The sequence below is a fragment of the Tibeticola sp. genome (assembly GCF_022759015.1).
GTDB classification, from domain to species: domain Bacteria; phylum Pseudomonadota; class Gammaproteobacteria; order Burkholderiales; family Burkholderiaceae_C; genus Tibeticola; species Tibeticola sediminis.
Window position 1 is genome coordinate 1 of the sequence record NZ_JAEMQB010000076.1, and the last position, 24,250, is coordinate 24,250.

Here is a 24,250-nt window from a genome sequence, read left to right on the forward strand (position 1 = left end):
CCCGGCTGCGGGCGGTCTGCGTCGAAAGCAAATCCTCGCCATAGCTGCGGCTATGGCCGCGGTTTGCGCCTCGCATCCCATCCCGCGGCCGGGCGCGCGCCATCACGGGAACTTATTCAGCGTTGCCGAAGGCCTGGATGCTGCCAGGGTGGTGCTGACCCATGTCCCCACGCTCCGCGGGGCGCGCGTGCGTGGGGAGCAGCGTTGCCATAATCGCCCGATGGACCTCGTCGCCTTTCTGTTCGACTTCATCCTGCATGTGGACCGCCATCTGGAGGTGTTCGTGCAGACCTATGGCGCGTGGGTGTATGCGCTGCTGTTCCTCGTCGTTTTTGTCGAAACAGGACTGGTCGTCATGCCGTTCCTGCCCGGCGACTCGCTGCTGTTCGTCGTCGGTGCGCTGTGTGGCGCGGGCCTGATGGATCTGCGCTTGGCGATGGGCTTGCTGTTTCTTGCCGCGGTGCTGGGTGACCAGCTCAACTACAGCATCGGGCGCTTTTTCGGCCCTAAGGTGTTTCGCTGGGAGCAGTCGCGCTTTTTCAACCGCCGGGCCTTCGATCAAGCGCACCGCTTCTACGAACGCTACGGCGGCATCACCATCGTCTTGGCGCGCTTCATGCCCTTCATCCGCAGCTTTGCGCCCTTCGTGGCCGGGGTGGCCGAGATGAAGCGCAGCCGCTTCACGCTCTACAACCTCATCGGCGCTGGGCTTTGGGTGGGCGGATTGACGCTGGCGGGCGATCTCTTCGGCAATCTTGAGTGGGTGCGGGAGAACCTGAGCACGATCATTTGGGCGATGATCCTCGTGCCCGGTGTCCTCGCGCTCGTGGGCGGCTGGCGCAGCAGCCGTCGCGCCAACGCTTGACCGGGCGGAGCCGGGGCGAGTCGCCGATGGTTGCACCCTCCGATGCGCCGCCGCCCGCTTGGGTGCTGACGCGGGCGCACGCGCGCCGGCTGCGCGAGGTCTACCGTTCGGCGGGCTGGCCGTGCCAGGATGGGCTCGAAGTGGAACTGCTCGCCGCGGGCTGGCTCGAGCGGATCCAGACCGACGACGGCCGCGAGCGGCTGCGCGTCACCGACGCCGGGCTGCGCTGCATCGCGGCGTCGCTGCAGGCCAACCGCGCGGCCCGCGATGCCCACGAGGCGCTGCTGCAGCGCGTGGCCCGCGACATGGCGCGTGCCGGGCGCATCGTCTACACCGGCTTGAGCCTGCGCGCCCGGGTGCCGCGCGCCGTGGCACCGCCCGAGCCGGGCACGAGCGCACCGTCGCCGGGTGAGGGCACCGTCGAGCCGCAGCCCATGCTGCCCGCGTTCGAGCCGGCCGGTGCCGCCTCGCAGACCGACGAGCCCGCGACGCGCTGGGTCGTCGCGATGCCCGACGTGTTTTCCATCCGCAAGACCACGGTCGAAGCCTGGCTGCAGCCGGTCGTGCATGAAATCAAGGTGCGGCGCGCGGACCTGCTCGGCGACCTCAAGCAGCCGGCCAAGCGGGCGGCCTATCTCGATCTCGGCGGTGAATGTTGGTACGTGCTCGGGCAGGACGCCCGCGGCCGGCCCATCGGCGAGCCCGATGAGATCCCGTTGGAATGCGGCGTGATGCAAGCGCAAGAGGACGGCCTGGTGGTACTGCGGCCGGCGCCGCGCCGGCCCGTCGAGCGCCTGCCGCTGGCGGTGTGGCTGGAACTCGCTCAGCGCACGCCCTGGCGCGACGAGGACGAGCCCGCGCAGGCGCGCTTCTGAGTGATGGACAGCGCCCCCAGCCCGCAGGACACCGCGGCCGAGCCGTCCTACACCGTGGCGGTGCGCGCGCTGTGTGCGTTCACCGCCCGCAGCGGCGACCTCGACCGGCGCTTTGCCCCCACGCCCAGCGCCGAAGAGGGCGTGCGGGGCCACGCGGCGGTGGTGGCCCGCCGCTCCGCGAGCTACCGGCGCGAACTGCCGCTCGAGGGGCGTTGGGGGCCTTTGCGCGTCCGCGGCCGCGCCGACGGTTGGGATGAGGCGGCCGGTCGGCTCGAAGAGATCAAAACCTTTCGCGGCCGGCTCGACACCCAGCCCGCGGGCGAGCGGCGGCTGCACTGGGCACAGCTCAAGGTGTACGGGGCCTTGCTGTGCGCAGAGCGCGGCTTGCGCACGATCGAGCTGGCGCTGGTTTACTACGACATCGACCGCGCCGAGGAAACCTGCTTCCACGAGCGGCACGACGCGGCGGCGCTACAGCACGAATTCGAGCAGCGATGCGCGGCTTTCCTGGCCTGGGCGCAGGCCGAGGCCGCACACCGCCAGCAGCGCGACGCGGCGCTCGATGCGCTGCCCTTCCCCATGCCGGCGTTTCGCGACGGCCAGCGCGCGCTCTCCGTCGCGGTGTGGCGCAGCGCGCAGCGCGGCCAAGTTCTGATGGCGCAAGCGCCCACGGGCATCGGCAAGACGCTCGGCGTGCTGTTTCCCTTGCTCAAGGCGCTGCCAGCGCGCGGCGTCGCGCCCGGGCTCGACAAACTCTATGTGCTCACCGCCAAGACGCCGGGCCGCGCGATTGCGCTCGATGCGCTGCGGCGCCTGCAGCCCCCGAGCGGCGGCTCTGAGCCGGCCCTGCGCGTGCTGGAACTGGTGGCCCGCGAAACCGCGTGCGAGTACCCGGGCCGCGCCTGTCATGGCGAGGACTGTCCGCTCGCGCGGGGCTTTTGGGACCGCCTTCCTGCCGCGCGTGCCGCCGCGGTGGCCGACCCCGGCGGTGTGCTCGACGCGCCCACGCTGCGCCGCGTCGGTTTGGCGCACACGGTGTGCCCGTATCACCTGGCACAAGAGCTGCTGCCTTGGGTCGATGCGGTCGTGGGCGACTACAACCACTGGTTCGACAGCGGGGGCATGCTGTATGCGCGCACCACCGAGGAGGGCTGGCGCGTCGCCGTCGCGGTGGATGAGGCGCACAACCTGGTCGAGCGCGCGCGTTCCATGTACAGCGCGAGCCTCGACGCGCTCGAGCTGAGGGCCGCGCGGCGCACGATCGCACGGCCGCTGGCGGCGGCGCTGCGACGGCTCGAGCGTGTCTTGGCGCGTGTCCCTGAGCCCGCTCTCGAGCGTGTTCCAAAGCGACCCGCCGGTGGCGCCGCGCCGCCCGCCGCCTACCGCGCCTTCGATGCCTTGCCCGATGGGCTGAGCGAGGCACTGCACGCCGCGTTGGCTGCACTCACGCAGGCCATGCTCGAAGCCCCCGCCGCACAGCCAGAGCCCGCCGCGCTGGCCCTGCCGTTGGATGTGCCCGCAGACGCACCCGAGCGAGTCGATGCGGCGCAGCGGTTGCGTGAACTCGGCTACACGCTGGGCGCCTGGCTGCGTCTGGCCGAGCGCTTTGGCGCGCATTCGATGTTCGAGGTGGACGCGAGCCGCTCGGGCGCGGGTGTCGTCGCGCCCGGCGTGCGTTACGGCCTGCGCAATCTCGTGCCCGGGCCGCATCTGGCCAGTCGATGGTCGACCGCGGTCACGACGGTGCTGTTTTCGGCCACCTTGCGGCCCGAGGCCTGGCATGCGGACCTGTTGGGTTTGCCCGCAGCGCGGCTGGCGCAGGTGGACGTGCCGGCTCCGTTTGCTGCCGCCCAGCTGCGTGTGCAGGTGGCACAGCAGCTCTCCACCCGCTGGCGCGACCGCGCGCGCTCGCTGCCCGCCTTGGTGGACTTGATGGCGGCGCAGTGGCGAGCCGAGCCCGGCAACTACCTGGCCTTTTTCAGCAGCCATGACTATTTGCAGCAGGCCCATGCGGCATTCACCGCAGCGCACCCGGAGGTGCCGGTCTGGGCGCAGTCGCGCGCCATGCCTGAGCCCGAGCGCGCGGCCTTTCTCGCGCGTTTCGTGCCCGCAGGCCGCGGCATCGGGTTTGCGGTGCTCGGTGGGGCCTTTGGCGAGGGCATCGACCTCGTGGGCGACCGGCTCATCGGTGCCTTCATTGCCACGCTCGGCCTGCCCAGCGTCAGCCCCGTGCTCGAGGCCATGCGCGAGCGGCTCGATGCCCAGTTCCCCGGTCGCGGCGACGACTATGTGGGCCTCTATCCGGGGCTACAGAGGGTGGTGCAGGCGGCCGGGCGTGTGATCCGCGGCCCCGAAGACCGCGGCATCCTCGTCTTCATGGACGACCGCTATGCGAGCCCACGGGTACGCGCGCTGCTGCCATCGTGGTGGCCGCAGCCGACGCTGCTGCGCCGCTGAGGCAACGCTGAATCAGGGTAACGCTGAATCAGTTCCTGCGATGGCGCGCGAGCGGCCGCGGGATGGGATGCGAGGCGCAAACCGCAGCCATAGCCCAAGCTATGGCGAGGATTTGCAACGACGCAGACCGCCCACAGCCGGGATGCGCGACGCGCGGGGGACTTGTTCAGCGTTGCCTCAGGCCCAGATGACCCGCTTGGGCGCATCAAACCACGGCTCGATGCGATCTTTCACCGCTTCTTCGATGCGGTTGCGGCGGATTTTCATCGTCGGGGTGAGGGTGCCGTTCTCGATGCTCCAGGGTTCGCGCACGATCACGATCATGCGCAGCTGCTCGTAGTCGGCCAGTTTGGCGTTGACGTCTTGGAGCAGTTGTTCCATCGCCTGCTCCACCTCGCGCCGCACGGCAGGATCGCCGAGTTTGGGGCGCAGGGACTCGGCCGGGACGACGAGTGCAAACGCGGCGGGCTGCCCGACGCCGGACACCATCGACAGTTCGACCATCGGATGCGCGTTGAGCAGGTTTTCGATCGGCGCCGGGGCGACGTACTTGCCCTTGGCGGTTTTGAACAACTCCTTGACGCGGCCGGTGATCTTCAACAGGCCGTTGGGCAGGCGCTCGCCGCGGTCGCCGGTGCGGAAAAAGCCGTCTTCGGTGAAGGCTTCGGCGGTGAGCTCGGGCGCGCGGTAATAGCCCACCATCTGCCCCGGCGACTTGATGAGGATTTCGCCTTCGTCACTGATGCGCACCTCGACGCCGGGCATCGGAACCCCGACGTAGCCAGGGGCGTTTGCCTCGGCGGTCGAGTTGTGCGAATAGGCAAAGTCCTCGGTCATCGCGTAGCCCTCGACCAGATTGAGCCCGAGGCGGCGATACCACTGGATGAGATCGGCCGGAATCGGTGCCGAGCCGCTGCCGGCGAGCAGCACATGGTCGAGTCCCAGCCCCTTGAGCACCTTGCGCCCCACGATCTTGCCGAGGATGGGGATGGAGAGCAGCCGCTCGAGCTTCTTGGGCGGCATCTTCGCGAACACGCCCTGCTGGAATTTCAGCCACAGCCGGGGCACCGAGATGAAGGTCGTCGGCCGGGCGCGCTGCAGGTCTTGCAGGAAGGTGTCGAGCGATTCGGCGAAATAGACGTGGGTGTTGCCGTCGACCAGGGCCGCGGCTTCGACCCAGGCGCGCTCGAACACATGTGCGAGCGGCAGATAGGAAAGCACCCGGTTTTCCGGCACCGGGCCGATGCGTGCGTGGATGTCGCGGTTGAGCTCCTCCGCCACCCGCGTGATGCGTTCGAAGTTGTGCATGACGCCCTTGGGCCGACCGGTCGAGCCCGAGGTGTAAATGATCATCGCCAGATCATCGCCGGCGCGCTGTGGCCGACCGGGCAAGGGCGGGGTGCGCGCGATGATGTCGTCCCAGCGCGGGCAATCGGTCTTGGGCGCCAGCGGCAGCGCGATGCAGGGCAAGCCCTTGGGCACGCCCGGGCGTTGCGCTTCCCAGGTGTCGAGCTTGCCGACGAACAGCAGGCTCGCGCCGCTGTGTTCGAGCACGTAGCCGATCGTGTCTGCGGTTTCGGTGGGGAAGATGGCGACCGTCGTGCCGCCGGCCATCCAGATCGCCAGCTCTGCAATGAAGAAGTGCGCGCAGTTCTTCGAGAGGATGGCGATGCGCGCGCCCGGCTCGAGCCCGAGGCTTTGCAGGTGCGCCGCCATGCGGCGGGCCTCGTCGACGGTTTGCGCCCAGGTGTAGTCGCGCACCTGGCCGCCACCGATGGGCTGGGTCAAAAACACCTGGTTGGGGCGCTGGGCTTCGTGGTCGTAGACGTAATCGAGTATGAGTTTTTGAGTCATGGTCGGCTCTGGATGGGGGTTCATCGGGCGCTTGGACCCGCCCGGGCGCGAGCGCCGAAGGCGGCTGGCGCGCCGGGCGAGACTTTCGCGGTTTTTGGCGAGCCCGACACTCAGGGCTTACCCGCTGGCGCGGTGCGACGGCGGGCGCCTGGCATGTTCATGGCACGTTCAGGCGGCCGTGTTAAAGTTTTTGTCGTTTCGACTCGCTGCGCCCTTCCCACGTGTCCATGCTCCGTTCCGTTTTGGCGATCAGCCTTGGCGCATCCGCCGGCGCCGTCTTGCGCTGGAGCCTGGGTGTCAGTCTCAACGCGCTTTTCCCCCTGATCCCGCTGGGCACCTGGGTGGCCAATATGCTCGGCGGCTATCTGATCGGGGTGGCGGTGGCCTTTTTCGCGGCCTACAGCGCGCTTGCACCGGAGTGGCGGCTGTTGGTCATTACGGGCTTTCTCGGCGGGCTCACGACCTTTTCCACGTTTTCGGCCGAGGTCACGAGCCTCTTGCAGCAAGGGCGTCTGGGCTGGGCGGCTGCGGCGGTGGGCGCCCATGTCGGCGGCTCACTCTTGATGACGGTTGCGGGCATGGCGACCGTCGCTTGGCTGCGCGCCTGAGCGAAGGGCGCAGCGGGCCAACACGCGGAGGGATCCCATGCACGGTTTTCAAATCACCTTCTACACCCAGCAAGACCGTCGGCACGGCAAGCAGCCTCTCGGTGAGTGGCTGCTTGAAACGGCCCGGACCCTGGGTGTACGCGGCGCAACGCTCACCGTCGGCAGCGAAGGCTTCGGGCAGGATCACAAGCTGCACTCGGCACACTTCTTTGAACTGACCGATCAACCCATCGAAGTCACGATGGCCGTGACGGCCGACGAGGCCGAGCGGCTGTTCGCACGGCTGCGCGAGGAGGGCGTGCGGGTGTTTTACGTGAAGACGCCCATCGAGTTCGGCACCACGGGCGAGTGAGGCCGCCCGGGCGAGCGCGGCACGCGCCATCGCCAGCGTTGTTTCAGTAATGCGGCGGCCGCTCGTCGAGCAGGCTGCGCGGCGTCGCCGGGTTGTCGGCGGGTAGGGAGTCGCGCAGGGCGGCGAGCTCGCGGCGCAGGGCATCGATTTCGCGCTGTTGCCGGGTGATGATCGCGTCGAGCTGCTCGAGCAAATCGTCGGTGAAGCTGGCCTTGATCTCGAGCGCGGTGAGGCGTCGTTCGGTTGGCGATTCGGCGGAGCTCTGCTGTGTGTCGTTCATGGGGCAGATTCGTTCAAAGTGTGCGGCTGCGCGCCAGCGGCGGGTTGCGCGCGAAATAGGCGCGGATGCCACGCATGAGCGCGTCGGCGAGCGCTTCCTGGTAGGCATCGGTGCGCAGGCGGGCCTCTTCCTCGGGGTTGCTGATGAAGGCGGTTTCCACCAGCACGCTGGGGATGTCGGGCGCTTTGAGCACGGCGAACCCGGCCTGTTCGACGCTGGCTTTGTGCAGCCGCCCGACTTGGCCGATTTCGCGCAGCATCGCGTTGCCGAGGGTGAGGCTGTCTTTGATTTGCGCGGTGGTGCTCATGTCGAACAGGGCGCGCTTGAGGTGGACGTCTTGGGTGGCGATGTTGACGCCGCCGATCTGGTCGGCGCGGTTTTCCTGGCTGGCCATCCAGCGCGCAGCCGCGCTCGACGCCGCGCCTTGGCTCAGCGCAAACACGCTCGCGCCGCGCGCCTGCGGCGTGTAGAACGCGTCGGCGTGGATGCTCACGAACAGGTCGGCTTGCACGCGCCGCGCTTTTTGCACGCGCATGTGCAGCGGCACGAAGTAGTCGGCGTCGCGGGTGAGGAAGGCGCGCATAGGATTGCCCTTGAGCGTGGTGGCGTCGATGCGTGCGCGCAGCCGCTCGGCGATGCGCAGCACGACGTCCTTCTCGCGCGTGCCGTTGGGGCCGATGGCGCCGGGGTCTTCGCCGCCGTGGCCTGGATCGAGCGCGACGATGATGAGGCGCTCGGTTGGCTCCTCGAGCACCGATTTATAGCTTTTTCGGTTGATCGCCAGCTTGTTTTGGGGCTCGATTGCTCCGAAAAGAGGAGTGACCGGACCGGGCTCGGGCTTGGCTTCGGGGTAGCGGCGGCTGCTGGCACCGCTGCCGCTGGCGGCGGGCGCGCTGCGGGTGGCCTCATTTGGCACCGCGGGCACGTGTCCTTGGCGCGCGAGGAGTTCACCCAGGGGGTCGGTCGCAGCGGTTGCAGCGGTCTCGGCGGGCGCGGTGACCGGTGGGGCGGGCGGGGCTTTTTCGCGTTGTCGCGCTTCGAGCAGGGCCAGCAAGGGATCGGGCGGCTGCTTGGGGTAGAGGTCGAACACCAGCCGATGGCGGTAGGCAGCCACCGGGGGTAGGTTGAACACCTGGGGCTCGGCCGGGTGTTTGAGATCGACCACCAGCCGCACGACCGAGGGCGCGTTCTGTCCGACCCGTATGCCGGCAATGTTGGGGTCGTCGGCCCGCACTTTGGCAACCAATTCACGCAGTTCCGCACTGAGGTCGATGCCCTCGATGTCGACCGCGAGCCGCGGCGGATCGGCCACGAAGAACGAGCGCGCTTTGAGCGGCTCGTCGCTCTCGAGGGTGACGCGGCTGTAGTCGGGCGCGGGCCATACCCGAACCGCGAGGATCGTGGCCCCGCGCGCGATTTGGAGCGGCCCGAGCAGCAGCACGACCGCGCCGGCCTGCAGCCAGTGCCGGCGGCTCAGGCCGTGGGGCGCGGTCTCTGCGATGGGTGTGCCTGGGGTCATGGCGTCAGCACGGCGAGGGAGGCGCAGGGTCTGCACCGAGCGCGGCGAGCAGCCGCTCGCCCGTGGGTGTGTGGGCCGTCGCCTCCAGGCAGCGCGCGTCTTCGGCTGCTTCGACCGGCGAGAGGCGCAACACGCAGTCGGGCCGGGGCGCGACCGCCGCGACCCGCTCGGGCCATTCGGCCAGCTTGAGTCCGGGGCTCGCGTAGAGGTCACGAAAGCCGGCGTCTTCCCACTCGCGCGGGTCCGACAGGCGGTAGTAGTCGAAATGCCAGACATCGAAGGCTCGATCCCCCTGCGGCCGCTGCGCGCGGTAGCTTTCCACCACGGCATAGGTCGGGCTTTTGATCCGGCCCGTGACGCCCAGCGCACGCAGCAGGTGGCGCACGAACGTGGTCTTGCCCGCGCCGAGGTCGCCCTGCAATTCGATCGAGGCATGCTCGATGGCATCGCTCTGCGCGAGCCGTTCGGCCAAGGCGGCGAGGGCGGCTTCGTTGGGCACGCGCAGGCGCAGGGGGGGCATGACGGGCCTTTCTACAATGCGGCAGTGGGCTTCAGTGGTACTCAGATCGATCCTCATCGGCTGCTCGAGCAGATCCGCGCTTGGGCGCGGGCGCTGGGATTGTCCCAAATTGGCGTGAGCGACGTCGATTTACACCATGCCGAGCCGGGTTTGAGTGCGTGGCTTGCCGCCGGGTTCCACGGCGGGATGCACTACATGGCCGCGCATGGCCTCAAGCGCGCCCGCCCGGCAGAGCTGGTGCCCGGCACCGTGCGCGTACTCACCGCGCGGCTCGACTACTTGCCGCGGGGTACGACCGCCGGCTGGGCTGCAGCCGAGCGCGCGCGGCTGGTGCAGCCGCAGGAAGCCGTGGTGTCGGTCTATGCCCGGGGGCGCGACTACCACAAGGTGCTGCGCGCGCGGCTGCAGGCGCTGGCCACGCGCATCGGCGAGGTGATCGGCCCGTTTGGGTACCGCGTGTTCTGCGACTCGGCGCCGGTGCTCGAGGTCGAACTGGCGACGCGCAGCGGTCTGGGCTGGCGCGGCAAACACACGCTCGCGCTACAGCGCGAGGCGGGCTCGATGTTCTTTCTGGGCGAGATCTACCTCGACCTTGCCTTGCCCGTGACCGAACCGGTCCCCGCCCACTGCGGCCGCTGCCGGGCCTGCATCGATGCCTGCCCGACGCAGGCTATTCTGGCGCCGGGTCGGCTCGATGCCCGCCGCTGTATCTCCTACCTCACCATCGAGCACGACGGCCCAATTCCGCCCGAGTTGCGCGTTCAGATGGGCAACCGCATCTATGGCTGCGACGACTGCCAATTGGTCTGCCCCTGGAACAAGTTTGCGCAGCCCTCGATGCTGGCGGATTTCGACCCGCGCCCCGGCTTTGCGGGCGCGTCCATCACGACGCTGCTCGGCTGGGACGAGGCCGAGTTTTTGCGCCGCACCGAAGGCAGTGCCATCCGCCGCATCGGCCATGTGCGCTGGCTGCGCAATTTGGCCGTCGCTGCCGGCAACGCTTTGCGCGCGCAGCCCCGCGCGCCCGAGGCCGAGGCCTTGCGCCTCGCACTGCAGCGCTGGCAGAGCCACCCGAGCGCGCTCGTGCGCGAGCATGTGGTCTGGGCTTTGCAGCCGTAAGCGGGCTCGTGCGGTGAGCGTGCCTCGGTGGCAGACCAGGCTGTCCGATGACCTTGCCCTATGATCCATCCATGAAGCACCAGACCGCCCTGCAGCTTGGGTCGCAGCGCGTGCGCGCTGCGTGGGCGTCGCTGCGGCTGGCTGCGTTCGTGCTGGTGCTGGCTTTGAGCCCTTCCACCTACCGCGACCCGGCGGTGCGCGCGACGCTGGTGCGGCAGATTGCGCTGGGAACGGGGCCGCTGCTGGCTTGGTTCACGGTGCTCGTAGCCGTGGGCTCTTTGGTGTTGATCCGCATCGTCGTCGTCACCGCAGCGAGCTACGGCTTGAACCGCTACGCGCTCGACATGGTGGTGCGCGTGCTGGTGCTCGAGCTCATCCCGCTCATTGCCGCGCTGGCGGTGGCGGTGCGCATCACGTTGCCCGAAGGCGTGCGGCTTGCAGCGCAAATCACACCCGAGCGGCTCGCCGCCTGGCGCCGCGATGGGCGCGATCCGCTCGCCGTCGAAGGGGCGCCGCGGGTCGTGGGCGGGGTGTTCGCGGTGGTGGCGCTCGCGGCGGTGAGCTGCGCGGTGTCGCTGGTGCTGGCCTATCTGGTCGTGCACGGTTTCACGCCGGCCGCGCTGCCGGCCTACACCCGCAAGGTCGGCCAGGTATTCACGCCGGCGGTGTCGCTGGTGTTCGTGCTCAAGACGCTGGCGCTCAGCTTGAGCGTTTCGCTGGTTCCCGTGGTGTCGGCCTTGCGGATCGCCAGCTCCAGGAACGCGGGCGTACTCTCTGAAGTGGGTAGTCTCGTGCGCATGTTCTTACTGATCTTGCTGATCGAAATCGGCTCGCTCATGGTCAACTACGCTTGATGTCTTCGTCTTTGCCTTCATCGAACGAAAGTGTTGCGGCCGCGGATCTGGCCGCGCCGGATCCGCGGCTCGCGCGCCGTGCGCGCTGGTTGGTGCTGGCGGTGCTGGCGCTCGTCGTCGCCTCGGTGCTTTATTTGCTCTATGCCCGCGGTGTGTTTGAGCAAACGCAGCGGGTCGTGCTGGTTGCCGATGACTCCGAGGGTGTGAGCATCGGCATGGACATGACCTTTGCCGGCTTCCCGCTGGGCCGTGTGAGCCGCATCGAGCTCGCGCCCAGCGGCCGGGTGCGCATCCTCGTCGACGTGGCGCGCAAAGACGCGCATTGGCTGCGCGAAACCAGCGTCTTCACGCTCGAACGTGGCTTGGTCGGCGGCGCCAAGCTGCGCGCTTACACCGGCATGGTCGGCGCTGCCCCGCTGCCCGACGGCGCCGAGCGCGAACTGCTCATCGGCGACGCGAACGCCCAGATCCCGCGGCTGCTCAGCGACGTGCGCGACCTGCTCGCCAATGTGCGTGCGCTCACGGCGCACGACGCGCCCCTGGCGCAGACGCTTGCCGATGTGCATGAGATTACCGGCCGCATCAAGGGGCCGCGTGGTGCGCTCGGGGTGCTGTTTGGCAACGAAGCGGACGCCCGCCGGCTGCTGACCACCCTCGAGCGCACCAACGCCTTGCTCGCGCGGCTCGACGCGCTCGGCGCGCAGACGCAAACCCAGGTCTTTGGCGCCCAGGGCCTCGTGCCCAGTGCGCGGGAGGCCACGCAGCAGCTCGGCGGCTTGCTGGCCGACACGCGGGCCAGTCTCCAAAAGCTCGACGAAGTGCTGACCCAGGTCGAAGCCGTCGCCGCCAACGCGAAGGAAGGCACGGCCGATCTGGGTGCGCTGCGCGCCGAGGTCGAGAGCAACCTGCGGCGGGTCGAAGACTTGATGAACGAAATCAACCGCAAATGGCCGTTTGCGCGCAACCCGGAGCTGCGGCTGCCATGAGGTCCGCAGCGTTTCTGCTCCCGCCTCTGCCGCCGAGGGTGCGTCGCGGCGGGCTGGGGCTGTTGTTCGGCCTCTTGCTCGCCGGCTGTGCCAGCGGACCGCCCGTGCCCGACTGGAAGCTCGAGTCCCATGCGGCCGCGACCCGGGGCCTGGCCGCCATCCTCAATGCCGATACCCGCGTGGCGCAGGCCGAGTTTGCGCGGGCCCGCCAGCAGCTCGCCCGCACGGCCGATCCGGCCCGCCTCGCACGGCTCGAACTGCTGCGCTGCGCCGCCGAAGCGGCAAGCCTGCTCGTGAGCGACTGCCCCGCGTTCGAGGCGCTGCGTGCCGACGCACCGCCGGCCGATCGCGCCTATGCCGATTGGCTGCAGGGCCGCGTGCAGGCCGAGACGCTTGCCTTGCTGCCCGAGGCCCAGCAGCCCGTGGCGCGTGCTTTGCTGTCGCCCGCGGGCGCCAGCACCGGGGGTGCGGCGCTGATCGCCGGGATCGAGGACCCGCTCGGGCGGCTGGTTGCAGCCTCGGTCTGGCTGCGGGCCGGCCGAGTCGACACCGCCGTCATCGACCTCGCGATCGACACCGCCTCGGCCCAAGGCTGGCGGCGCGCGCTCGCCGCTTGGCTGCAGGCGGGCATCCAGGTCGCCGAGCAACGCGCGGAAACCGCCCGCGCGCAAGCTCTGCGACGTCGGCTGGCTTTGCTGCGCTGAGGCGTCGGGCGACGCTGAAACCTCCCTCGCGCGCGATCACGGGAACGGATTCCGCGTTGTCTCAAATCCTTGCCGCCAGAGCCAAGGCCAGCGGCAGGCTCAGCAGCCCCAGCAAGGTGGAGAGCGTGACCAGCGCGGCTACATAGCCGCCCGGGTAGCCCATGCGGGCCGCCAGCACATAGGCGCTCGAGGCCGTGGGCAAGGCAGAGAAAATCAGCAGCACGGTCGCCTGGATGTGCGGCAGTTGCAGCGTAAGCGCCAGCGCGAACGCCGCCAGCGGCAGCAGCAGGTGGCGGATCGCGAGCACCGAGGCCGCGAGCGCGCGGGCCTGCGAGAGCGATCCGAGCTGCATGCCCGCGCCCGCACTCATGAGGCCGAGCGCCAGCGCCGCTGCGCCAATGCGGGTGGCCGCCGGCTCGATCCAGGCCGGCAGATGCCAACCCAGCAGGCTGGCCGTGAGCCCCGAGGCGGTTGCCAGGATCAGGGGGTTGCGCAGCAGTTCGCGTGCGAGTCCGTGGCCGCCGTGCCGCGCCATGGGCCACACGGCCGCGATGTTGAACAAGGGCACGCACACCCCGATCAGCACCGACACCCACTGCAGCCCTTGTGGGCCGGCCAGGCGCTCGGCCAAGGCCAGCCCAATGAAGGAGTTGAAGCGAAATGCCACCTGGGCCGCGGCCGCATGGCTACGCAGCTCCAGGTGACGGCCCAGGCCCGGCAGATGCGGCCGCACCCAGGCCAAGCCGATGCCGACCCCGCCCAGCGCCAGGCCTGCGGTCATGAGCTGCGACGCGGCGGAGACATCGAGCGAGAACCGGGTGATCGACTGAAACAGCAGCACCGGGAACAGCAGGAAGTACACCAGCTGCTCCACCGCGACCCACACCGGCCGGCCCAGCGCGGTGGTGCGGCAGATCAGAAAGCCCAGCAGAATCAGCGTGAAGTCGGGCAGCAGCAGGGAGAACATCGCCATTCGTGCGAGCATAGCGGTGTCCCGTCGCTGCCTCTGTCACGCGCATGCCCGCCGTCATCCGTCCTGCTCCGTCACCTGCCATGTCCGCTGCCGCCGCACCCGACGTCGGCATCGACGCCTTTCTCGACGCGCTCTGGCTCGAGGACGGGCTGAGCGCGAACACGCTTGCGGCGTATCGGCGCGACCTCACACAGCTCGCGTCGTGGCTGCGCGCGCAAGGCGTGGCGCTCGACGAGGCGAGCGACGCCTGGCTGCAGCGCTACATGGCCGAGCGCCACGCCAGCAGCCGCGCCACCTCGGCCAATCGGCGGCTCACGGTGTTCAAACGCTACTACCGCTGGGCGCTGCGCGAGCGCCGCATCGAGCGCGATCCGACGCTCAAACTGCTCTCGGCGCGCACGCCTTTGCGTGTGCCGCGCACGCTGAGCGAAGCCCAGGTCGAGTCGCTGCTGGCCGCGCCCGATGGGGGCACCGCCCTGGGTGTGCGCGACCGCACCATGCTCGAGCTGATGTACGCCAGCGGCCTGCGGGTGAGCGAGCTGGTGGGCCTCAAGCTGCACCATGTCGGGCTGCGCGAGGGCGTGCTGCGGGTCTTGGGCAAGGGCGCCAAGGAGCGGCTGGTGCCGTTTGGCGCGGTGGCGCAAGATTGGCTCGAACGCTATTTGCAGTCGGCGCGCCCGGCGCTGCTCGGTGAGCGCCAGAGCGACGACCTGTTCGTCACCACCAGCGGCGCGCGGCCGGGTACGGCAATGACGCGGGTGATGTTTTGGCAGATCGTCAAGCGCTATGCGCGCGAGGCCGGCATCACCGCGCCGCTCTCACCCCACACGCTGCGCCATGCGTTCGCCACGCACCTGCTCAACCACGGCGCGGACCTGCGCGCGGTGCAACTGCTGCTGGGGCACGCCGATATTTCCACCACCACCATCTACACCCACATTGCCCGCGAGCGGCTCAAAACGCTGCACGCCCAGCATCATCCGCGGGGATGAAGCTCAGCCTCTCAGCCGGCGTCTCGCAGCGCCTGCAATTCGGCCTCGGTAAACCCCGCGGCGCGGCGAGCAGCGTCGTTGTACGGGGGCTTGAGTCGGGGCGCGCGGTGGGTGCGTGCGAGCCCTTTGTAATGGGCGAGGGGGTCGAGCCCGTCGCGCGCGCACAGCCAGCGGTACCAGCGGTTGCCGATGGCCACATGGCCGACCTCGTCGCGCAGGATGATGTCGAGCAGCGCGCAGGCTTCGAGCGCGTCCTGCGTGCCCACCTGCCGCAACCGCGCCTGGATCAGGGGCGTGGCATCGAGCCCTCGGGCTTCGAGCGTGCGCGGCACCAGCGCCATGCGTGCCACCGGGTCGTTACGGGTTTTCTCGGCCATCTCCCAAAGCCCATCGTGCGCGGCAAAGTCGCCATAGTCGTGGCCGAGGCTTTGCAGGTGACGGCGCAGCAGGCTGAAGTGCTCGGCCTCCTCGGCGGCGACGCGCACCCAGTCGCGGTAGTACTCGGCGGGCAGACCCGCAAAGCGCCAGACGGCGTCGAGCGCGAGGTTGATGGCGTTGAATTCGATATGGCAAACCGCGTGGATCAACGCGGCGCGGCCCTCGGGCGTGAACGGGGAGCGGCGAGGCACCTCTGGCGGCGGCACAAGCCGGGGCTGGGCCGGTCGGCCAGGCAGCGACGGGGGCTCTGGGATGGAGTCGATTGCTATTGAATACGAAGCAAACTGTGCCCGAATCACGCTGGCGAGTTGGCATTTTTCTTCTGGATCGGCGGTTTGAAGAGCCGTCAGCGCCGCGTGTCGGAGTTCCATCCCTACAATTCTAGAGTTCCCGGCTTCTACGCTGACGCGCACCCCCATGGCACTCTACGAACTCGACGGCATTTCTCCGCAATGTCACCCCTCGGCCTGGGTGGCCGACAGCGCCGAGGTCATCGGCAACGTGCGTCTGGGCGCCGACGCGAGCGTCTGGTTCGGCACCGTGGTGCGCGGCGACACCGAGAGCATCACCATCGGCGAGGGCAGCAACATCCAGGATGCCAGCGTGCTGCACGCCGACATTGGCCAGCCGCTGACCATCGGTGCGCGGGTCACGGTCGGGCACCAGGTGATGCTGCACGGCTGCACGATCGGCGACGAATCGCTGATTGGCATCGGGGCGGTCGTGCTCAATGGTGCGAAGATCGGCCGCCATTGCCTCGTCGGCGCGGGCGCGCTCGTGACCGAAGGCAAGGAATTTCCCGACGGCTCGATGATTCTGGGCAGCCCAGCCAAGGTGGTGCGCTCGCTCAGCCCCGAGCAAATCGAAGCACTGCGCCAGAGCGCGCAGCACTACATCGACAACGCCCGGCGCTTTCGCGCGGGGCTCAAGAAAATCGCCTGAAGGCGAGAAGGCGGCTGCGTGTCCGAACTGCACAAATTTCATTTCCAAGGCATGCCCGTGCGCGGCATGCTGGTCCGCTTGACCGAGGCCTGGCAAGAGGTGCTCGAGCGGCGCGCGGCCAACGCGACGACCGGCGCGTACCCGGCGCCGGTGCGGGCCCTGCTGGGCGAGATGACCGCCGCGGCGCTGCTGCTGTATGGAAACATCAAGTTCGATGGCGCGCTGATTTTGCAGATCCACGGCGACGGCCCGGTGAAGCTGGCGGTCGTGGAAGTACAGCCCGGCATGCGTTTTCGCGCCACCGCTACGCTCGTGGGCGAGGTGCCCGAGGGCGCGACGCTGAGCACCATGGTCAACCAGCACGGACGCGGGCGTTGCGCGGTGACGCTGGACCCGCAGGGGCGGCAGCCGGGGCAACAGCCCTACCAGGGACTCGTTCCGCTGGTCGATGAGGCTGGGCGGCCGCTCGAGCGGCTCGCGGAGGTGCTCGAGCACTACATGCGGCAGTCCGAGCAGCTCGATACGACGCTGGTGTTGGCCGCCGACGACCGGGTCGCGGCGGGCTTGTTGATTCAACGTTTGCCGGCGCAGGGCGGCACGGCAGCCGTTGGGGCACCCGTGCGGGCGCACGGCGAGGAAGCCGACGACGACTACGCGCGCTTGGCCATGCTGGCCAAGAGCCTCACACCCCAGGAGTTGCTGGGGCTCGACAGCGAGACCATTCTGCGCCGCCTGTTTTGGCAGGAACCGATCGAGCGTTTCGAGCCGCTGCTGGGGCCATCCGGGCCGCGGTTCGGCTGCAGCTGCAGCCGAGAGCGCGTGGCGCAGATGCTGCGTTCGCTCGGCGCAGACGAGGTACGCAGCATCGTCGATGAGCAAGGCCAGGTCGAGGTCGGCTGCGAATTTTGCGGTCAGCAATACCGCTTCGACCCGATCGAAGCGACGCAGTTGTTCGTTCCCGCCGTCGGGCAGCCCCCCGTGGGGCCACAGGTGCAGTGAGAACGATCCTCACGGCGACGAGGGCGGAGCACCGAAGTCGAGGTTGTTGCAGGCCTCGCACTCTTGCTTGAACACGCCCAGTTTCGCGAGCAGCGCATGCAGCTCGCAGCCCACGCAGACGCCCAGCACCGTCTCCATCCACATGAAGCCCACGCAGACGCCGACGGCCACCAGCGGAATCCAGCGCGGCATGTAGTTCGAGGTGGTGGGCAGCCATTCGTGCATCGTCACGGTGTTCACCCAGCCCGCGAAGGTGTCGGGGTTGAAGAAGATCCAGCAGACGGCGATCATCGTCGCGCCGATGCTCCAAGCCATGCGCTTGGGCGCGAGCGGTTTCCAGACCGGCGGCTTGTTCGCAGCGAGCAGGCTGGCGATCCAGACCGTGGGTGAGAGCCGGGTCGTCGCCGGGAACATCGCCACGATCATTTCGAAGAACGCGTAGGCCAGCAGCCGCGATTGCACGGTGTAGTCGTAGACCCGGCGCACGGCCTCCACCATGTAGAGCACGCGGCCGTCGAAATCGGTGTCGAAGGTGTCTTGGATGACATTGCCCGTGACTTCCCAGCGGCTGCCGTACACCACATCGAGCAGGGTGTAGAGCATGAAGAGCGGAATGAACAGCAAGATGCCCGCGCGTATGCGCACGGCCACCTCGTTGATCATCGGCTCGGCGTCGTCGGGGCTGCGAAACCACAGGTGGCGCAGCGCGTGGCGCCAACCGACACCGCGATGGCGTGGTGCCTGAGAGATCGTGGCAGCAGTCATGGGGCCTCCTTGATACAGCCGGGGGTATATGTGGAGCCCCAAGCTTACTCCTGCCCGATCCCGACGTTGATCAGGGTCAATACCTACCCATGCCGCGAAACAAGCGCCGCTCGGCTGCGGCGTCGTCGCAGTGCGGACACAGCGCCATCCAGCGACCATGCGCCAATGTGGCTTCCGACGGGTTTCGGTCAGGTGCCGGCGTGGAATGGGTTTGAAGTGCTCTGAAAAAAAGAGCATCGAGGGCTCGCTGCAGCCGGGCTACGCCATGCCCATAGATCACCTGCCAAGGCTGGCCCGACTGGTGCAGGGCCGTGCGCAGCAGGGTGTCGACCGGCTCGCGCACGTGGGGGCCGTCGCGCTGAATGCCGTCGGGCACCCAGGGCAGGTCGAGGCCGGTGAGCAGGGTCAGGTCGTATTGCCGCTGGTGCGCGAGCGCAAAGGGATGCAGCGAGCGGTCGCCAAACAGCCGTTCGCTGTAGACCGCGGTCATGAGCGGCGTGGTGTCGGCGATGACGAAGTCTGCGTCGCGCACGGCCAGCACCCGCCGGGCCTGCTCGCGTGCGATGTCGCGCTGTTCCTGCGGCTCGGGCGTGCGGCCGGCCCGGTCGCACCATTCGCGCAGGTATTCCGGGACGACCACCGCCTCGAGGCCGCGCGCGCGCAAGGCGTCGGCCAAGGCGACGGTCAGAGCCGTCTTGCCGGTGCTCTCGGCACCGAGCACCGCGATGCGCTGCGGCCGGCTGGGCGTCGTGGTCATGGCTGTGCGGCGGGTTCGAGGGCGGCGCGCCAGGCGCGCCAGCCGACGACGGACAGGCCGATGAACAGCAGGTAGAGCAGGGCAGTGAGCCACAGCCCCTTCCAGGCAAAGAGTGCGACGCTCACCCCATTCACCGCGATCCAGACCAGCCAGTTTTCGAGGTATTTACGGCCCAACAGCACCTGCCCGATCAGGCTCAACGCCGTCGGGAATGCATCCCACCAGGGCACGTCGGTGTCGGTGTAGCGTGCCAGGAATAAGCCCGTGGCCGGCCACAGCAGCACGGCACTGCCGATCAGTGCGCGCCAGCCGGCCGCGCTGAGCCGTGCGACCCTCAGCGGCTGCCCGTTGCCGCGTGAGCCGCGCAACCACTGCGCCCAGCCCCAGAACGCCATCACCGCGAAGAAGATCTGCAGCGCCGCGTCACCATAGAGTCGGCTGCGCCAGAACAGGCCGAAATACAGCAGCGAGGCGACGGCCGCCAGCGGCCAGCCCCAGTGGATTTCGCGGATGTTGCACGCGACCATGGCCAGCGAGAGCGCGAAGGCGACGATCTCGAGCCAGGTGGTCGGACTGCCCCAGGCGGTGAAGGCAGGGGTGAAAAGCCAATCGGGCATGAGCAAGGGGCTGCGCTGGGCTGGCCGCGCTGGGCGTCGGCGTCAGGGGCCGAACTGGACCAGGATTTCGTTGGGCTTGACCATGCCCAACTCCGAGCGCGCGATCTCCTCGACGATTTCGAGGCCTTCACGCAGGTCCTGCACTTCTGCGGCCAGCCGGGCGTTGGCCGCGCGCGCCTCCTCGTTGGCCAGGCGTTGCGCGGCCAGGCGTTCCCGCAGGCGTTGCACCTCGGGAATGCTGCCGCGGCCAAACCACAGCTGGGCGTGGAGCACCCCCAGCAGAACGACCAGGACGGCGGCAACGACGCGAGCAGTCATGAGCGTTCCGTGGGCGGCGCGTGCGCAGGGCCAGCCGCGGCTTCAGCGCAGGTTGTAGAACGCCGCGCGGCCGGGGTAGATGGCCACGTCGCCCAGGTCTTCCTCGATGCGCAGCAGTTGGTTGTACTTGGCCATGCGGTCGCTGCGGCTCATGGAGCCGGTCTTGATCTGCCCGGCGTTGGTGCCCACGGCGATGTCGGCAATCGTGCTGTCCTCAGTCTCGCCCGAGCGGTGGCTGATGACGGCGGTGTAGCCCGCACGCTTGGCCATTTCGATGGCGGCGAAGGTCTCGGTCAGCGTGCCGATCTGGTTGATCTTGATGAGGATGGAGTTGGCGACGCCGCGCTCGATGCCTTGCTTGAGGATCTTCGTGTTGGTGACGAACAGGTCGTCGCCCACGAGCTGCACCTTCTTGCCCAGGCGTTCGGTGTGCAGCTGCCAGCCTTCCCAGTCGCCCTCGGCCATGCCGTCTTCGATGGAGATGATGGGGTACTTGTCCACCCAGGTCTCGAGCACGTTCGTCCACTCCTGCGCCGACAGCGTCAGGCCCTCGCCGGCGAGGTGGTACTGGCCGTCTTTGTAGAACTCGCTGGCCGCGCAGTCGATGGCGATGGCAATCTGCTCGCCCGCCGTGTAGCCGGCGTTGCTGATCGCCTCGAGGATGAGTTGGATGGCCGCTTCGTGGCTGGCCACGCTGGGCGCAAAGCCACCCTCGTCACCGACGGCGGTGCTCATGCCGCGGTCGTGGATGATTTTCTTGAGCGCGTGGAAGGTCTCGGCGCCCCAGCGCAGCGCCTCGCGCAGGCTCGGCGCGCCCACCGGCACGATCATGAACTCTTGCAGGTCGAGGTTGTTGTTGGCGTGCGCGCCGCCGTTGATGACGTTCATCATCGGCACCGGCAGCTGGCAGCCGTTCATGCCGCCGAAGTAGCGGTACAGCGGCAGGCCCGATTCCTCGGCCGCGGCGCGGGCGACCGCCATCGACACGGCGAGGATGGCGTTGGCGCCCAGGCGGCTCTTGTTCTCGGTGCCGTCGAGGTCGATCAGGGTCTTGTCGAGGAAGGCTTGCTCCGACGCATCGAGGCCCAGCACCGCTTCGCTGATTTCAGTGTTGATGTGCTCGACGGCTTTGAGCACGCCCTTGCCGCCGTAGCGGCTCTTGTCGCCGTCGCGCAGCTCCACGGCTTCGCGGGTGCCGGTCGATGCGCCCGACGGAACCGCGGCGCGGCCCATGGTGCCGCTCTCGAGCAGCACGTCGCATTCGACGGTGGGATTGCCGCGGCTGTCGAGAATCTCGCGACCGACGATGTCAACGATGGCACTCATGCAGTAGTCCTTTCAAAGGAATCGGGGAAAAAGAAGCGGGAATTCAGGGTGAGGGCGGCTCGGGTTGGCGCAGCAGCACGATCCAGCCTGTGAGCCAGCCGAGTCCGCCGAACAGCATGGCGGCCGCCACCGGCTCCCAGCAGCCGCGCGCGCCGCTGGTGTCGGCGGCATCGAGCGCGGCCGCGTGCTCAGCGGGCACGCACCAAGCCTGGCCGATGAGCCAGGCCGCCAGCGCCGGCAGAACCGCAGCCGCCACCACGAAAACGATGCGGGCGCCGAAGCTGCGTGGCAAGCGCATCAGACACCCTCCACCGCGATCATGCGCATGACGCACGCGCCTTCGCGCGCGGCCCGCGCGGCGCGGTACTCGGGGCTGTCGTAGAAAGCCTGCGCCGCCGCGAGGTTGGGGAACTTCAGCACCACGATGCGCCCAGGCGTCCAGTCGCCTTCGAGCGTGACCGTCGCGCCGCCGCGCACGCAGATTTCCGCGCCATGGCGCTCGATGGCGATCGAGGAGAGCGTGCGGTACTGCGCATACTGTTCCGGATTCGTGACGGTGACATCGGCGATGACGTAGGCGCTGGGCATGGGGTTCGGTGGAGAGGGTCAGTCGTTGAAATGCTGCTCGAGGAAACCGCGTCGCTTGGTGACGGCGTCGAGCTCCTGCAGCGACTCGAGCAGCGCGCGCAGGTGCTTGAGCGGTACGGCGTTGGGCCCGTCGGAGAGCGCATGCGCGGGGTCGGGGTGGGTCTCCATGAACACGCCGGCGACGCCCACGGCCACGGCCGCGCGTGCGAGCACCGGAACGAACTCGCGCTGCCCGCCCGAACTCGTGCCCTGGCCACCGGGCAGTTGCACCGAGTGGGTGGCGTCGAACACGACGGGCGCCGCGGTCTCGCGCATGATGGCCAGGCTGCGCATGTCCGAGACCAGGTTGTTGTAGCCAAAGCTCACGCCGCGCTCGCAGGCCATGAAGCGGTCTTCGTCCAGGCCCGCTTCGCGCGCGGCAGCGCGGGCCTTGTCGATGACGTTTTTCATGTCGTGCGGCGCGAGGAACTGCCCCTTTTTGATGTTGACGGGCTTGCCCGACTGTGCCACTGCACGGATGAAGTCGGTCTGTCGGCACAGAAAGGCCGGCGTTTGCAGCACGTCCACCACCTCAGCGACGGCGGGAATCTCGGCCTCGGTGTGCACGTCGGTGAGCACCGGCACGCCGATCTCGCGGCGCACCTTGGCGAGGATTTCAAGGCCGCGCTCCATGCCGGGGCCGCGAAAGCTCGCGCCCGAGGAGCGGTTGGCCTTGTCGTAGCTGCTCTTGAAGATGAACGGGATGCCGAGCGCCGCGGTGATGTCACGGATCTGGCCCGCGACGTCCATTTGCAGTTGCTCGCTTTCGACGACGCAGGGGCCGGCGATGAGGAAGAAGGGATGGTCGAGGCCGACGTCGAAGCCGCAGAGTTTCATGGGTGTTTCTTCAGGCGACGGCTTTGAGCTCGGCGCGGCTCGCCTGATGCTCGAGCGCGGCGCGGATAAAGGCGTTGAACAAGGGGTGCCCGTCCCACGGGGTGGACTTGAATTCCGGGTGGAACTGCACGCCGATGAACCACGGGTGCACCGCCTGCGGCAACTCGACGATTTCGGTGAGCTGCTCGCGCTGGGTGAGCGCCGAGATCACGAGGCCGGCTGCGCGCAGCCGGTCCAGGTACTGGGTGTTGGCTTCGTAGCGGTGGCGGTGCCGCTCGGTCACGACCGGGCCATAGATCTGGTAGGCGAGTGTGCCGGGCAGCACGTCCGCGCTCTGCGCGCCCAGGCGCATGGTGCCGCCGAGGTCGGTTTGGGCATCGCGTTTTTGCACGGTGCCGTCGGCGTCGAGCCATTCGTCGATGAGCGCAATCACCGGATGCGGCGTGTCCGGGTCGAATTCGGTGCTGTTGGCGCCTTCGAGTCCCGCGACATGGCGCGCGAACTCGATCGTGGCCACTTGCATGCCGAGGCAGATGCCGAGGTAGGGCAGACGATGCTCGCGGGCGTAGCGGGCGGTGCGGATCTTGCCTTCGATGCCGCGCTTGCCAAAGCCGCCGGGCACGAGGATGGCGTCGTACTTGGCGAGCCGGGCGACGCTTGCTTCGTCGATGGTTTCGGAATCGATGTGGTCGATTTTGACGCGCACATGGTTTTTCATGCCCGCGTGGCGCAGCGCTTCGTTGACCGACTTGTAGCTGTCGGTCAGGTCGACATATTTGCCCACCATCGCAATGCTCACCTCACCCTGCGGATGCTCGACTTCATAGACCAGCGCATCCCAGCGGCGCAGGTTGGCCGGCGGGGTGTTGAGCCGCAGTTTGTCGCAAATGAGCCCGTCGAGGCCCTGTTCATGCAGCATGCGCGGCACCTTGTAGATGGTGTCGACATCCCACATGGAGATCACGCCCCATTCGGGGACGTTGGAGAACAGGCTGATCTTCGCGCGCTCGTCCTCGGGAATGGGACGGTCGGCGCGGCACAGCAGCGCGTCGGCCTGGATGCCGATCTCGCGCAGCTTTTGTGCGGTGTGCTGCGTGGGCTTGGTTTTGAGCTCGCCGGCGGCGGCGATCCAGGGCACGTAAGACAGGTGTACGAAGGCCGCATTGTTGGGCCCGAGGCGCAGGCTCATCTGGCGCGCCGCCTCGAGGAAGGGCAGCGATTCGATGTCGCCCACGGTGCCGCCGATTTCGACGATGGCCACGTCCACCGCGTCGGGCGTGTCCACGCCGGCGCCGCGGCGGATGAATTCCTGGATCTCGTTGGTGACGTGGGGGATCACCTGCACGGTTTTGCCGAGATAGTCGCCGCGGCGCTCCTTCTCGAGCACGCTCTTATAGATCTGGCCGGTGGTGAAGTTGTTGGCGCGCTTCATGCGCGTGGTGATGAAGCGCTCATAGTGCCCGAGGTCCAGATCGGTTTCGGCGCCGTCGTCGGTGACGAACACTTCACCGTGCTGGAACGGGCTCATCGTGCCCGGGTCGACGTTGATGTACGGGTCGAGCTTGATGAGGGTGACTTTGAGGCCGCGCGATTCGAGGATCGCGGCAAGGGAGGCTGAGGCGATTCCCTTGCCCAGGGAAGACACCACACCGCCGGTGACGAAGAC

The 24,250-nt window shown here is 68.4% G+C and carries 27 protein-coding genes; 12 read left to right on the forward strand and 15 right to left on the reverse strand.

Annotated features, from left to right (window positions below):
- The first annotated feature begins 220 nt into the window (after window positions 1-220).
- Genes JHC36_RS04425 through JHC36_RS04435 form a run of 3 tightly spaced genes read left to right on the forward strand, consistent with a single transcriptional unit; the run spans window position 221 to window position 4,197 of the window.
- Complete coding sequence (locus tag JHC36_RS04425; protein WP_287916346.1) at window positions 221-865, forward strand: DedA family protein; 645 nt, start codon at window positions 221-223, stop codon at window positions 863-865.
- Between the two features lie 26 nt (window positions 866-891).
- Window positions 892-1,740, forward strand: a complete 849-nt coding sequence (locus JHC36_RS04430) for a hypothetical protein (protein WP_287916349.1) — start codon at window positions 892-894, stop codon at window positions 1,738-1,740.
- A 3-nt stretch (window positions 1,741-1,743) separates the two neighbouring features.
- Window positions 1,744-4,197 carry an ATP-dependent DNA helicase gene (locus JHC36_RS04435; protein WP_287916352.1) on the forward strand — a complete coding sequence of 818 codons (2,454 nt, stop codon included), beginning with the start codon at window positions 1,744-1,746 and terminating at the stop codon, window positions 4,195-4,197.
- Between the two features lie 177 nt (window positions 4,198-4,374).
- On the opposite strand, the gene JHC36_RS04440 is transcribed toward JHC36_RS04435, so the two are convergent.
- Window positions 4,375-6,051 carry an AMP-binding protein gene (locus JHC36_RS04440; RefSeq protein WP_287916355.1) on the reverse strand — a complete coding sequence of 559 codons (1,677 nt, stop codon included), beginning with the start codon at window positions 6,049-6,051 and terminating at the stop codon, window positions 4,375-4,377.
- 227 nt (window positions 6,052-6,278) lie between these two features.
- Here JHC36_RS04440 and crcB point away from each other — a divergent pair, with 227 nt between their 5' ends.
- Both crcB and JHC36_RS04450 read left to right on the forward strand, forming a co-directional pair.
- Window positions 6,279-6,659, forward strand: a complete 381-nt coding sequence (crcB, locus tag JHC36_RS04445) for a fluoride efflux transporter CrcB (RefSeq protein ID WP_124220191.1) — start codon at window positions 6,279-6,281, stop codon at window positions 6,657-6,659.
- Window positions 6,660-6,696: 37 nt separating this feature from the next.
- The gene (locus JHC36_RS04450; RefSeq protein ID WP_287916357.1) at window positions 6,697-7,011 is read left to right on the forward strand and encodes a DUF190 domain-containing protein; all 315 of its coding nucleotides are present in this window, start codon (window positions 6,697-6,699) and stop codon (window positions 7,009-7,011) included.
- 43 nt (window positions 7,012-7,054) lie between these two features.
- Here the strand turns inward: JHC36_RS04450 and JHC36_RS04455 are convergent, their stop codons facing one another.
- The 3 genes from JHC36_RS04455 to tsaE are packed head-to-tail and all read right to left on the reverse strand — an operon-like array spanning window position 7,055 to window position 9,330.
- Window positions 7,055-7,291: a SlyX family protein gene (locus JHC36_RS04455; protein WP_287916360.1), complete on the reverse strand. Its 237-nt coding sequence runs from the start codon at window positions 7,289-7,291 to the stop codon at window positions 7,055-7,057.
- Window positions 7,292-7,304: 13 nt separating this feature from the next.
- On the reverse strand, window positions 7,305-8,810 hold the full coding sequence (locus JHC36_RS04460; RefSeq protein WP_287916362.1) for an N-acetylmuramoyl-L-alanine amidase: 1,506 nt from the start codon (window positions 8,808-8,810) through the stop codon (window positions 7,305-7,307).
- Window positions 8,811-8,814: 4 nt separating this feature from the next.
- Window positions 8,815-9,330 (reverse strand): tRNA (adenosine(37)-N6)-threonylcarbamoyltransferase complex ATPase subunit type 1 TsaE, encoded by a 516-nt coding sequence (tsaE, locus tag JHC36_RS04465; protein ID WP_287916364.1) that lies wholly within the window; start codon window positions 9,328-9,330, stop codon window positions 8,815-8,817.
- 72 nt (window positions 9,331-9,402) lie between these two features.
- On the opposite strand from tsaE, the gene queG reads away from it, so the two are divergent.
- The 4 genes from queG to JHC36_RS04485 all read left to right on the forward strand — a co-directional run bounded on the left by queG (window position 9,403) and on the right by JHC36_RS04485 (window position 12,993).
- Window positions 9,403-10,449: a tRNA epoxyqueuosine(34) reductase QueG gene (queG, locus tag JHC36_RS04470; RefSeq protein ID WP_287916411.1), complete on the forward strand. Its 1,047-nt coding sequence runs from the start codon at window positions 9,403-9,405 to the stop codon at window positions 10,447-10,449.
- A 71-nt stretch (window positions 10,450-10,520) separates the two neighbouring features.
- Window positions 10,521-11,303 (forward strand): ABC transporter permease, encoded by a 783-nt coding sequence (locus JHC36_RS04475; RefSeq protein WP_287916366.1) that lies wholly within the window; start codon window positions 10,521-10,523, stop codon window positions 11,301-11,303.
- Window positions 11,303-12,289, forward strand: a complete 987-nt coding sequence (locus JHC36_RS04480) for an MlaD family protein (protein WP_287916369.1) — start codon at window positions 11,303-11,305, stop codon at window positions 12,287-12,289. The genes JHC36_RS04475 and JHC36_RS04480 overlap by 1 nt, the downstream gene beginning before the upstream one ends.
- Entirely contained in the window at window positions 12,286-12,993 is a 708-nt protein-coding gene (locus JHC36_RS04485) for a hypothetical protein (RefSeq protein WP_287916372.1), read from the forward strand. The genes JHC36_RS04480 and JHC36_RS04485 overlap by 4 nt, the downstream gene beginning before the upstream one ends.
- 61 nt (window positions 12,994-13,054) lie before the next feature.
- Here the strand turns inward: JHC36_RS04485 and JHC36_RS04490 are convergent, their stop codons facing one another.
- Window positions 13,055-13,978: an AEC family transporter gene (locus JHC36_RS04490; protein ID WP_503006857.1), complete on the reverse strand. Its 924-nt coding sequence runs from the start codon at window positions 13,976-13,978 to the stop codon at window positions 13,055-13,057.
- A gap of 68 nt (window positions 13,979-14,046) precedes the next feature.
- Between JHC36_RS04490 and xerD the strand changes: the two genes are divergently transcribed.
- Complete coding sequence (xerD, locus tag JHC36_RS04495) at window positions 14,047-14,958, forward strand: site-specific tyrosine recombinase XerD (RefSeq protein ID WP_287916376.1); 912 nt, start codon at window positions 14,047-14,049, stop codon at window positions 14,956-14,958.
- Window positions 14,959-14,969: 11 nt separating this feature from the next.
- On the opposite strand, the gene JHC36_RS04500 is transcribed toward xerD, so the two are convergent.
- A complete protein-coding gene (locus tag JHC36_RS04500) occupies window positions 14,970-15,767 on the reverse strand; it encodes a ferritin-like domain-containing protein (RefSeq protein ID WP_287916379.1) in 798 nt (265 codons plus the stop codon).
- Window positions 15,768-15,813: 46 nt separating this feature from the next.
- Here JHC36_RS04500 and JHC36_RS04505 point away from each other — a divergent pair, with 46 nt between their 5' ends.
- Complete coding sequence (locus tag JHC36_RS04505) at window positions 15,814-16,338, forward strand: gamma carbonic anhydrase family protein (RefSeq protein WP_124220150.1); 525 nt, start codon at window positions 15,814-15,816, stop codon at window positions 16,336-16,338.
- Window positions 16,339-16,356: 18 nt separating this feature from the next.
- On the forward strand, window positions 16,357-17,337 hold the full coding sequence (hslO, locus tag JHC36_RS04510; protein WP_287916383.1) for an Hsp33 family molecular chaperone HslO: 981 nt from the start codon (window positions 16,357-16,359) through the stop codon (window positions 17,335-17,337).
- Between the two features lie 9 nt (window positions 17,338-17,346).
- On the opposite strand, the gene JHC36_RS04515 is transcribed toward hslO, so the two are convergent.
- From JHC36_RS04515 to pyrG, 9 genes are all read right to left on the reverse strand, one after another.
- Complete coding sequence (locus JHC36_RS04515) at window positions 17,347-18,102, reverse strand: DUF4395 family protein (RefSeq protein WP_287916386.1); 756 nt, start codon at window positions 18,100-18,102, stop codon at window positions 17,347-17,349.
- Window positions 18,103-18,178: 76 nt separating this feature from the next.
- The gene (locus JHC36_RS04520; protein WP_287916387.1) at window positions 18,179-18,859 is read right to left on the reverse strand and encodes an AAA family ATPase; all 681 of its coding nucleotides are present in this window, start codon (window positions 18,857-18,859) and stop codon (window positions 18,179-18,181) included.
- Window positions 18,856-19,476, reverse strand: coding sequence for a nicotinamide riboside transporter PnuC (pnuC, locus tag JHC36_RS04525; protein WP_124220136.1), 621 nt, complete (start codon window positions 19,474-19,476; stop codon window positions 18,856-18,858). Before pnuC ends, JHC36_RS04520 begins: the two co-directional genes overlap by 4 nt.
- Window positions 19,477-19,518: 42 nt before the next feature.
- The gene (locus JHC36_RS04530; RefSeq protein WP_287916392.1) at window positions 19,519-19,794 is read right to left on the reverse strand and encodes a septum formation initiator family protein; all 276 of its coding nucleotides are present in this window, start codon (window positions 19,792-19,794) and stop codon (window positions 19,519-19,521) included.
- A 42-nt stretch (window positions 19,795-19,836) separates the two neighbouring features.
- Complete coding sequence (gene eno / locus JHC36_RS04535; RefSeq protein ID WP_287916395.1) at window positions 19,837-21,120, reverse strand: phosphopyruvate hydratase; 1,284 nt, start codon at window positions 21,118-21,120, stop codon at window positions 19,837-19,839.
- 43 nt (window positions 21,121-21,163) lie between these two features.
- Window positions 21,164-21,418 (reverse strand): hypothetical protein, encoded by a 255-nt coding sequence (locus tag JHC36_RS04540; RefSeq protein ID WP_287916399.1) that lies wholly within the window; start codon window positions 21,416-21,418, stop codon window positions 21,164-21,166.
- On the reverse strand, window positions 21,418-21,708 hold the full coding sequence (locus tag JHC36_RS04545) for a DUF1330 domain-containing protein (protein WP_287916402.1): 291 nt from the start codon (window positions 21,706-21,708) through the stop codon (window positions 21,418-21,420). Before JHC36_RS04545 ends, JHC36_RS04540 begins: the two co-directional genes overlap by 1 nt.
- Before the next feature lie 18 nt (window positions 21,709-21,726).
- Entirely contained in the window at window positions 21,727-22,584 is an 858-nt protein-coding gene (kdsA, locus tag JHC36_RS04550) for a 3-deoxy-8-phosphooctulonate synthase (RefSeq protein WP_287916405.1), read from the reverse strand.
- Between the two features lie 10 nt (window positions 22,585-22,594).
- The coding region (gene pyrG / locus JHC36_RS04555; protein WP_287916408.1) for a CTP synthase at window positions 22,595-24,250 on the reverse strand (1,656 nt) is incomplete at its 5' end.

What these genes read in the sequence shown, in the direction of transcription:
- JHC36_RS04425 (WP_287916346.1), top strand. Translation starts at nt 221, where the DNA reads ATGGACCTCGTCGCCTTTCTGTTCGACTTCATCCTGCATGTGGACCGC.
- JHC36_RS04430 (WP_287916349.1), top strand. Translation starts at nt 892, where the DNA reads ATGGTTGCACCCTCCGATGCGCCGCCGCCCGCTTGGGTGCTGACGCGG.
- JHC36_RS04435 (WP_287916352.1), top strand. Translation starts at nt 1,744, where the DNA reads ATGGACAGCGCCCCCAGCCCGCAGGACACCGCGGCCGAGCCGTCCTAC.
- JHC36_RS04440 (WP_287916355.1), bottom strand. Translation starts at nt 6,051, where the DNA reads ATGACTCAAAAACTCATACTCGATTACGTCTACGACCACGAAGCCCAG.
- crcB (WP_124220191.1), top strand. Translation starts at nt 6,279, where the DNA reads ATGCTCCGTTCCGTTTTGGCGATCAGCCTTGGCGCATCCGCCGGCGCC.
- JHC36_RS04450 (WP_287916357.1), top strand. Translation starts at nt 6,697, where the DNA reads ATGCACGGTTTTCAAATCACCTTCTACACCCAGCAAGACCGTCGGCAC.
- JHC36_RS04455 (WP_287916360.1), bottom strand. Translation starts at nt 7,291, where the DNA reads ATGAACGACACACAGCAGAGCTCCGCCGAATCGCCAACCGAACGACGC.
- JHC36_RS04460 (WP_287916362.1), bottom strand. Translation starts at nt 8,810, where the DNA reads ATGACCCCAGGCACACCCATCGCAGAGACCGCGCCCCACGGCCTGAGC.
- tsaE (WP_287916364.1), bottom strand. Translation starts at nt 9,330, where the DNA reads ATGCCCCCCCTGCGCCTGCGCGTGCCCAACGAAGCCGCCCTCGCCGCC.
- JHC36_RS04475 (WP_287916366.1), top strand. Translation starts at nt 10,521, where the DNA reads ATGAAGCACCAGACCGCCCTGCAGCTTGGGTCGCAGCGCGTGCGCGCT.
- JHC36_RS04480 (WP_287916369.1), top strand. Translation starts at nt 11,303, where the DNA reads ATGTCTTCGTCTTTGCCTTCATCGAACGAAAGTGTTGCGGCCGCGGAT.
- JHC36_RS04485 (WP_287916372.1), top strand. Translation starts at nt 12,286, where the DNA reads ATGAGGTCCGCAGCGTTTCTGCTCCCGCCTCTGCCGCCGAGGGTGCGT.
- JHC36_RS04490 (WP_503006857.1), bottom strand. Translation starts at nt 13,978, where the DNA reads ATGCTCGCACGAATGGCGATGTTCTCCCTGCTGCTGCCCGACTTCACG.
- xerD (WP_287916376.1), top strand. Translation starts at nt 14,047, where the DNA reads ATGTCCGCTGCCGCCGCACCCGACGTCGGCATCGACGCCTTTCTCGAC.
- JHC36_RS04500 (WP_287916379.1), bottom strand. Translation starts at nt 15,767, where the DNA reads ATGGAACTCCGACACGCGGCGCTGACGGCTCTTCAAACCGCCGATCCA.
- JHC36_RS04505 (WP_124220150.1), top strand. Translation starts at nt 15,814, where the DNA reads ATGGCACTCTACGAACTCGACGGCATTTCTCCGCAATGTCACCCCTCG.
- JHC36_RS04515 (WP_287916386.1), bottom strand. Translation starts at nt 18,102, where the DNA reads ATGACTGCTGCCACGATCTCTCAGGCACCACGCCATCGCGGTGTCGGT.
- JHC36_RS04520 (WP_287916387.1), bottom strand. Translation starts at nt 18,859, where the DNA reads ATGACCACGACGCCCAGCCGGCCGCAGCGCATCGCGGTGCTCGGTGCC.
- pnuC (WP_124220136.1), bottom strand. Translation starts at nt 19,476, where the DNA reads ATGCCCGATTGGCTTTTCACCCCTGCCTTCACCGCCTGGGGCAGTCCG.
- JHC36_RS04530 (WP_287916392.1), bottom strand. Translation starts at nt 19,794, where the DNA reads ATGACTGCTCGCGTCGTTGCCGCCGTCCTGGTCGTTCTGCTGGGGGTG.
- eno (WP_287916395.1), bottom strand. Translation starts at nt 21,120, where the DNA reads ATGAGTGCCATCGTTGACATCGTCGGTCGCGAGATTCTCGACAGCCGC.
- JHC36_RS04540 (WP_287916399.1), bottom strand. Translation starts at nt 21,418, where the DNA reads ATGCGCTTGCCACGCAGCTTCGGCGCCCGCATCGTTTTCGTGGTGGCG.
- JHC36_RS04545 (WP_287916402.1), bottom strand. Translation starts at nt 21,708, where the DNA reads ATGCCCAGCGCCTACGTCATCGCCGATGTCACCGTCACGAATCCGGAA.
- kdsA (WP_287916405.1), bottom strand. Translation starts at nt 22,584, where the DNA reads ATGAAACTCTGCGGCTTCGACGTCGGCCTCGACCATCCCTTCTTCCTC.